6 protein-coding genes and 2 rRNA genes are annotated in these 7,982 nt (G+C 61.6%); 1 reads left to right on the top strand and 7 read right to left on the bottom strand.

Translation table 11 applies throughout. The features are described 5' to 3' along the window. Window positions 1–65: 65 nt before the first annotated feature. Window positions 66–2,330 (bottom strand): phosphoenolpyruvate--protein phosphotransferase, encoded by a 2,265-nt coding sequence (ptsP, locus tag M3461_15495; protein ID MDQ3775646.1) that lies wholly within the window; start codon window positions 2,328–2,330, stop codon window positions 66–68. Between the two features lie 648 nt (window positions 2,331–2,978). Here ptsP and M3461_15490 point away from each other — a divergent pair. Continuing rightward, window positions 2,979–3,263, top strand: coding sequence for an RNA-binding protein (locus tag M3461_15490; protein ID MDQ3775645.1), 285 nt, complete (start codon window positions 2,979–2,981; stop codon window positions 3,261–3,263). A gap of 545 nt (window positions 3,264–3,808) precedes the next feature. Here the strand turns inward: M3461_15490 and trpD are convergent. The 6 genes from trpD to M3461_15460 form a co-directional block, all read right to left on the bottom strand. Then, complete coding sequence (gene trpD / locus M3461_15485; protein MDQ3775644.1) at window positions 3,809–4,864, bottom strand: anthranilate phosphoribosyltransferase; 1,056 nt, start codon at window positions 4,862–4,864, stop codon at window positions 3,809–3,811. A gap of 41 nt (window positions 4,865–4,905) precedes the next feature. Next, complete coding sequence (locus M3461_15480) at window positions 4,906–5,487, bottom strand: aminodeoxychorismate/anthranilate synthase component II (protein ID MDQ3775643.1); 582 nt, start codon at window positions 5,485–5,487, stop codon at window positions 4,906–4,908. 177 nt (window positions 5,488–5,664) lie between these two features. Continuing rightward, complete coding sequence (locus M3461_15475) at window positions 5,665–6,102, bottom strand: hypothetical protein (protein MDQ3775642.1); 438 nt, start codon at window positions 6,100–6,102, stop codon at window positions 5,665–5,667. Window positions 6,103–6,474: 372 nt separating this feature from the next. Next, entirely contained in the window at window positions 6,475–7,134 is a 660-nt protein-coding gene (locus tag M3461_15470) for a peroxiredoxin (protein MDQ3775641.1), read from the bottom strand. Between the two features lie 191 nt (window positions 7,135–7,325). After that, window positions 7,326–7,440 (bottom strand): 5S ribosomal RNA (rrf, locus tag M3461_15465). A 138-nt stretch (window positions 7,441–7,578) separates the two neighbouring features. Further along, window positions 7,579–7,982: ribosomal RNA gene (locus M3461_15460) — 23S ribosomal RNA — on the bottom strand; the annotation flags it as partial.

The raw sequence follows: 7,982 nt of genomic DNA, 5'->3' as shown, positions 1-7,982 counted from the left end.
TTGAGCGCCATATTCGTAGATTGGAGTACATCATGGCGACGACCGACTTGGCAGCAGGTATCATCTTATTTACGCGGCCCGATCAACCCACCGAGACCGAGCCCTTCGAGCTCGCTATTCAGCCTCTGGCGAATATCGTCGGCGTTGTCCATCCGCAGTGCCTCCCTGAGAACCGCTCGCGCATTCGTCTTGGCAATACTCCGGATCACCCATTTAGCCCGCGGGAGGCTTCCAGCGCTCATACTGAAAGTATCGACGCCCATCCCGAGCAACAGGATCATCGCGGCCGGATCGCCCGCCATCTCGCCACAGACGCTGACCGGTTTACCACAGCGTCGCCCGTCCCGAACCGCCGCACGCACTGCCCGCAGTACCGCCGGGTGTAGGCCGTCGTAGAGCCTCGCGACATTCGAATTGTTCCTGTCCACGGCCAGCAGGTATTGCGTGAGATCATTGGTGCCAATGGAAAAGAAATCAACGTGCTTGGCGTGCGCCGGAACCTGGTAGAGCGCCGATGGCACCTCGATCATCATACCTACCGGCGGCATAGCGGAGTCCTTCCCTTCCTGAAGGCGCTCATGGTGCGCCCGATCCAGTAACTCCCGGGCCTCCTTGATCTCATTGACTTGGCTTACCATAGGAAAAAGGACGCGTAGGTTGTTGAGACCCGCATTGGCCCCTAGCATGGCCCGAAGCTGGAGTATGAAGATCTCGGGATGATCCAGGGTGAAGCGGATCCCTCGCCAGCCCAGAAACGGGTTGTCTTCCTGCATGGGATAGTACGGCAAACGCTTGTCTCCGCCCACGTCCAGGGTGCGCATCGTGACTTGTCTTGGGGCGAAGGATTGCAGTATCTTGCGGTACACGTGGTATTGCTCTTCCTCCACGGGAAAGGCGTGACGCATCATAAAAGCGAATTCGGTACGGTATAGCCCCACGCCCTCTGCGCCGCTGTCCGCTACCACGTTGGTCTCCGCTAACAGGCCTATATTCACGTTGAGCTGCACCGTGAACCCGTCCGGTGTTTCCGCCGGCAGATCCCGGGCTTTCCGTAGCGTGACCGCGACCTCCTTCTCTGCTCGAAGTAGCCTTTCAAACTCCTCGAGGACCATCGGGGAAGGGTCAATGAAGACCCGCCCTTGATGGCCATCGACCACAATGGGGCGGCCCTCCAGGTCCCCGACGGGAAAATGCCCGAGACCCATGACGGCAGGAACACCCAGGGCCTTGGCGACGATCGCGATATGGGAAAGGATCGAACCACGTAGGCACACGATCCCCGCGAGTCGGTCCGCCGGGACCTCGGCAATACGTGCAAGACTGACCTCATCACCCAGCAAGATACTACGTTCCGGATACTCGCGTGGTTCACGCACATCGGATTGCAACTGCAAAAGGATGCTATGGCCGACGGCGCGGATGTCCTCTGCCCGACCCCGGAGGTAGGGGTCTTCCATCTCATCGAAGGCCCGGGAATATTCGGCGATCGTGTCTCGCAGTGCGCCGGGTGCCCAATTGCCAGCCCGGATCCGCGTGACCGTATTCTCCACCAGGCTGTCACTGCCCAACAGGAGCGCATAGACGTCGAAAATGGCGCGGGCCTCACTGGGAAGTCTGGTCGCCACGAGCACTGCGCTTTTGTGTAGCTCCTCTTGCACGGTGCTCACGGCCTCTCGAAAGGCCGCTTCTTCTACGGTAATGTCCTGAGGCCGGCGATCCCTGACTGACTCGATCTTTCCGAACGGCGAGGGTAGGACGATCGTCCCGATGGCGATCCCGGGGGCACCGGGCAGTCCCTGGTTAAAACTAACGCTAAGGAACCTCTCGTTCCGCAGGACGGTGATCACGCCGTCCGGGGATGCCGAGCTCAGGGCGTCCGCAAGCTGGGCCGCAAGTGTGACGAGAAAGGCCACCTCATCCTTGGCGAAGAGCTGTCGTGCGCGCCGCTGGATGCACAGCACCCCCAGCAGCTTACGAAAATGCACGAGCGGCACCCCGAGGAAGCTGTGGTAGCGTTCTTCTCCCGTCTCAGGGACAAAGCGGTAGCCTGGGTGATCGGCGGCGTTCTCTAGATTGACCAGTTCCTGGCTGGCTGCAACCAGGCCGATGAGACCCTCTTTAGGGGACAGATGGACCCTGCCGACGGACTCAGGATTCAATCCGTCGGACGCCATAAGGACATAGCGGTCGGTAGTTGCGTTTTTCAAATAGACGGAACAAGCATCAACAGCCATCGCTTCCTTGACCCGGTGCACGATGATAACAAGGGCGTCATGGAGGTTGGGCGCCCCATTGACTTGTTGTACGATGTGTTGCAGAATGCCGAGCATCAAACGATGTCCTTAGGCTGGTCCGATTATATCTGATTTTATAAGAAAAGCCATCGTCAATTAGGTGTCCTGATGCCACGGGGTGACGTAGAAGCGGGCATTCGGAGCAGGGTACGAATGCACCTGTGCCGGTCAAGATGCAGCGACCGGCAGGCACATGAAGCCGTGTGCCAACTCGCGCTCTAATCAAGCTCAGGGTTGTAGGAAGGATAAGACCCCTTTCTCCCCCCGGGAAAGCGTACACCTCGCGGCGCCGCCTCATGCAATAGGATTGACCGGCGCCGGCGGGCTCGTACCCGGGCACCGGATGCCAGCCTTTGCATCACCCGGCAGCCCCGGCGCCCGGCCAGGGTCAGCCCAAACGACATAGGTGCGGAAACCGTTTGACTAAGTGATCCAGACGTGATAGCCTACGCCGCGTTGAAGTGTCGTAACTTAGGGCGTTTGATGACCCTTTTCGCGGAATAGCGCTTCCAATCACCGCTCCTCCCTGAATCTCTCGTCCAATACCCTCCGCTCCGAATTGGAGCCACACGGCGACGGTCGGCCATCCGACTAACACAGTCGGAAGACCCTGATTTAATGTGTCCGCTATCGAGGCGGTTATGGAGGGATGCACCAATGTCCAAGAATATATATGTAGGAAATTTGTCCCTCGGCACGACCCAAGAGGAGATCCGAAAGCTGTTCGAACAGCATGGCAAAATCGACTCTGTCGATCTCGTCACCGATCGGTATTCCGGTGAATCGCTCGGGTTTGCGTTCGTTCATATGCCTGACGAAGGAGCCCGAGGGGCTATCGTGGAGCTCAATTGCAAGGAGGTACACGGCCACAATATAAAGGTCAACGAAGCGAAACCGCGCCAAACAATCTCCTTCGAGCGGCGCCGCCCTCAGCCACCCCCGATCGCAATGAACTCAAAGCAGGCATAGCGCAATGCGACCTATCCATACATTCGTTGACAGCGGTGTCCTGAGGGTCATGGTGACAGGCCCATTCGACATGCATTTGGCCTTCGATCTTTGGCAGACCTGCCAACTGGAACACAATCGATACCATACTTACCTCTTTGATCTCGGCGGGGTACGGAAGCTGCGCGACTCCGGCCTTGCCTGGTTGAGGGTGTTCAATCGACGGGCAGCCAAGGCGGGAGCCTGCATTCTCTTGATGAATTGCAGGCCGGAGATTGCCAAGCGATGCGTCTCGGCAGGCTTAAAGATCGGATTGGTGGCGCCGCACCTTGCTGTACATGCGGCTAGCGCTCATAACCTCGGTGTGGGGCCGAAGGCACGGGCAGTGATGGACGGATAGCTTCGGTCGGGGTAAGTCTATAGCCGCTATGGGTAAGTACCTGTTCGAGGGTACACCCTCCTATCGGATTGGGTGCGGAGCTCGCTGAGGCGGCCGGGGATTTCAACAAGGACGGCGTCCGCCGATCCGAACGATCTGGCGGGCCGTGGTGAGAGATCCGGGCTAGCTAGCGCGGCGCTTCGGCGGCGCCCGGGACGCCGGCGGATGCGAATGCTTGCGTCATGGCCACCAGCGCTTCGAGCTTGCCCCGCGCCCGGCCCTGGGCCAGCCCCTCGCGGGCGCGCGCCAGACCCTCGCCGAGGTCGTGGGCGACACCCGCGACATACAGGGCGGCGCCGGCATTGATCAGCACCACATCGCGAGCGGGCCCCGGGACATCGTCGAGGACCGTCTGCATCATCGCCAAGCTCTCCGCCGGAGTGTGACACACGAGCGCGCCGGGCGCGGCGCGTGCCAGCCCAAGGTCTTCGGGCGCCAGCCGGTAGCTGTGGATCTCGCCGTCACGGAGCTCGGCGATCCGGGTCGGGGCACCGATGCTGATCTCGTCCAGCCCATCTTCCCCGTGTACCACTAGGGCGTGCTCGCTCTGGAGGTTACGCAGGACCGCGGCGATGCGCGGCACCCATTCCGGGCCGTAGACGCCGAGGAGCTGGCGCGCGGCGCGGGCCGGATTCGCCAGGGGGCCGAGCAGGTTGAATACGGTGCGCACGCCGAGCTCGCGCCGTACCGCGCCGACGTGCTGCATGGCCAGATGGTGGCGGGGCGCAAACAGGAATCCGATCCCGAGCTTGTCGATGCACCACCCGACCTGCTCGGGGCCGAGGTCGAGGCTCACGCCCGCCGCCTCCAGGACATCGGCGCTCCCGGAGCGGCTGGAGACCGAACGATTGCCGTGCTTGGCGACTCTTCCCCCCGCGGCCGCCACGACGAAGGCCGCGGTCGTCGAGATGTTGAAGGTAGCGGCGCCGTCGCCGCCGGTCCCGCAGGTGTCCACGAGGTGTTGCGAGGTGGCCTCCACCGGAACGGACAAACCCCGCATGACCTGCGCGGCCGCGCTGATCTCGGTGGCGGTCTCGCCCTTGGCGCTCAAGCCCATGAGGAATCCAGCCAGCTGCGCCGCTGCGACCTGACCGCCCATGATCGCCTCCATGGCCCGGGTCATCTCCTCGTGGCAGAGGGACTGTCCCTGCGAAAGGCGGGAGAGCGCGAAACGGATATCCATCGGACTTGCCCTTGCGGGCCACACGCGCGGGGCGGCACGTGTCAGGCGTGTATGAGAAAGTTCCGCAGGAGTGCGTGACCGTGCTCGGTCATGATCGACTCGGGGTGGAACTGCACGCCGGCGACCCGCAGGTGGCGGTGCTGGACGCCCATGATCTCGTCGATCTCGCCCTGCGGCGTCTCGGTCCACGCGGTGATCTCCAGGCAATCCGGGAGGCCCTCACGGTCGATGACCAGCGAATGATAGCGGGTCGCCTGGAAGGGATCGACAAGGCCGTGAAACACACCCGCGCCGCGATGATGGATGGGGGAGGTCTTGCCGTGCATGACGGCGCCGGCGTGAACGACGCGACCGCCGAAGGCCTGGCCGATGGCCTGATGCCCGAGGCATACGCCCAGGATCGGGACCTTTCCGCTGAAATGCTCGATGACGTGCACCGATATCCCGGCCTCGTTTGGGGTGCAGGGGCCGGGCGAGATGACGATGTGCTCCGGGCCGAGCGCCGTGATCTCCGCAAGCCCGATCCGATCGTTGCGGAAGACCCGCACATCCGCGCCGAGCTCGCCCAGGTACTGCACCAGGTTGTAGGTGAACGAGTCGTAATTGTCGATCATCAGCAGCATGGGCGGCCATCCTACCATCTTGCGGGGCGGAGGTTGGAGAGGCGGAAGAGCGCCCGAAAAACCCCGGACCTCCCGCCGACAGCTGACAGCTGACAGGTGATAGCGGATAGCCGACACCCGACTGCTGATCGACCGATACACGGCTCCAAGGCCGCGCAGCCATGCGGCGGCGCTGCGTCAGCGTGCCGGGCGCGGGCTTTGCGTCGCGGGCTGGCTGGGTGCCTTGCCGAAGAACTGTACGGGTTTACGTCCCGCAAGGTGGTCGGGCGTGATGATGTAGGTGCCGTACACGCTCGGCACCCACACGGCGTTCGCGGCCGACTTGCTACCTCCCGAGAACAGGTAGCCCAGCCCGCCCACGACACTGCCACCGATCGCCGTGACCGCTTTGAAGGGGAAGTAGGCGATGGTCGCCAGTGCGCTCCCCGCCTGCATGCCGATCCCCGACGGGGTGTGCTCCGAATCGATAGGCGGCCGCGGGGCCTGTGCCTCTGCCGCCGTGCCGGCGAGCATGACAAGTGTCACGATGGTCCTCCGGAGAGCAATGGTTCGCAAAGGCGCGCGCAGAGCCCGGCTCGCCATTCGGCCGATGTGGGGCGTTTCTGAGACTGGCATGACGTTGCATTTCCTCCGATCGGATGGTCGGTAGCTTACCCCAGATTGCGTTCGACGATCCACGGGGCGCGGTACGCGACGCGCCGTGGACCCGGTATGGGCCCGCCTCACCCTCGCGCAGGATCCAAAAGTGTGCCGGCGCACGACGCGGCGTATGATCAGGCGATGACGAGCGCATGCCCGCCACACCGGCGCTCGACGCCAGAGGTCGATCTGAATGCCATTTCGATATAACGAGGTGACGACGATGTGGCGCGGGCGCTCGGCCACGTGCCGCGGACTGGGAGCGAGCGATTTGCAAGGCTGGCCGGCCCCCCTCCGTCACCGCTCCGATCCCGCACCACGGGCTGCCTCCAACGCCCTCATCACGCATTATTTCGGTTGTGGTACGACCCGTATATATGGCTTCTTCGCTGTCCATCCTTGCGGGAATTTCTGCTTTGCTTCCTCGTCAGAGACCGCAGGCACGATGATCACATCTTCGCCCGGCTTCCAATTCACGGGCGTGGCCACTTTGTGCTTCGCGGTCAACTGAACCGAGTCGAGTAGGCGCAACACCTCGTCGAAATTGCGTCCCGTGCTCATCGGATAGATAAGCATCGCCTTGACCTTCTTGTCTGGCCCGACTACGAACACCGAGCGCACGGTTGCGTTATCCGCCGCGGTCCGCCCGGGCGCGCCTCCCGCCGTCTCGGCGGGCAGCATATCGTACAGCTTCGCGACCTCGAGATTGGTATCACCGATCAAGGGGTAATTCGGAGCGTGCCCCTGGATCTCCTCGATATCCTTTGCCCATCTCTCGTGATCGCCTACCGCGTCGACGCTCAGGCCGAGGATCTTGCAGTGGCGCCTCTCAAATTCCGGCTTGAGTCCAGCCATGTAACCCAGCTCGGTCGAGCACACCGGGGTGAAATCCTTGGGGTGCGAAAATAAAATCGCCCAGCCGTCTCCAATCCATTGATGAAAGCGAATCGTTCCCTGTGTAGTCTCGGCTGTGAAATCGGGAGCGGTATCGTTGATACGTAGAGACATGATTTGACCTCCGTAGTTTTTACGGCTTCTCCGCTATGGCATGGAAAGCGAAAGCGTCACGATAATGAGCACGGTGGACTCGACAGCCATGGCATTCGAGTACGCGCGGTGAAAAGAGACCACCTCCGGACCGTTTGCTGTCGTGCCACAAAAAAACCCTGCATGGCCATCATGCAGGGGCTCCTATAGGCGCCTGGCGGTGTCCTACTTTCGCATGGGATCTCCCACACTATCATCGGCGCTGAACGGTTTCACTTCCGAGTTCGGGATGGTATCGGGTGGTTCCCGCTCGCCATGGCCGCCAGGCAAAACCGAGTTGGATACCTCTTGACGGCGTATCTCAGTTAGCCGCGGGAAGGTTTGTCCAAACGAGGGGGTTATTGCGTCCGCGCGCTGGGTTCATACCACGGAACCCAACGTGCTCACAAATCGCTTGAGTGTTATATGGTCAAGTCTCACGGCCAATTAGTACTGGTTAGCTCCGCACATTGCTGCGCTTCCACACCCAGCCTATCAACGTCGTAGTCTACGACGAGCCTTCAGGGACCTCGAAGGTCCAGGGAGACCTCATCTCAGGGTGGACTTCCCGCTTAGATGCTTTCAGCGGTTATTCCGACCGTACATAGCTACCCGGCTGTGCCACTGACGTGACAACCGGAACACCAGAGGTACGTCCACTCCGGTCCTCTCGTACTAGGAGCAGCCCCCTTCAAGTCTCCAACGCCCACGGTAGATAGGGACCGAACTGTCTCACGACGTTCTAAACCCAGCTCGCGTACCACTTTAAATGGCGAACAGCCATACCCTTGGGACCGGCTTCAGCCCCAGGATGTGATGAGCCGACATCG

This window comes from Pseudomonadota bacterium (genome assembly GCA_030860485.1).
GTDB lineage: Bacteria > Pseudomonadota > Gammaproteobacteria > JACCXJ01 > JACCXJ01 > JACCXJ01.
This window is presented reverse-complemented; position numbering and strand designations above follow the sequence as displayed.

Excerpts from the sequence above, each read along its gene's own strand:
- ptsP (MDQ3775646.1), bottom strand. The coding sequence starts at position 2,330 with ATGCTCGGCATTCTGCAACACATCGTACAACAAGTCAATGGGGCGCCC.
- trpD (MDQ3775644.1), bottom strand. The coding sequence starts at position 4,864 with ATGGATATCCGTTTCGCGCTCTCCCGCCTTTCGCAGGGACAGTCCCTC.
- M3461_15480 (MDQ3775643.1), bottom strand. The coding sequence starts at position 5,487 with ATGCTGCTGATGATCGACAATTACGACTCGTTCACCTACAACCTGGTG.
- M3461_15475 (MDQ3775642.1), bottom strand. The coding sequence starts at position 6,102 with ATGCCAGTCTCAGAAACGCCCCACATCGGCCGAATGGCGAGCCGGGCT.
- M3461_15470 (MDQ3775641.1), bottom strand. The coding sequence starts at position 7,134 with ATGTCTCTACGTATCAACGATACCGCTCCCGATTTCACAGCCGAGACT.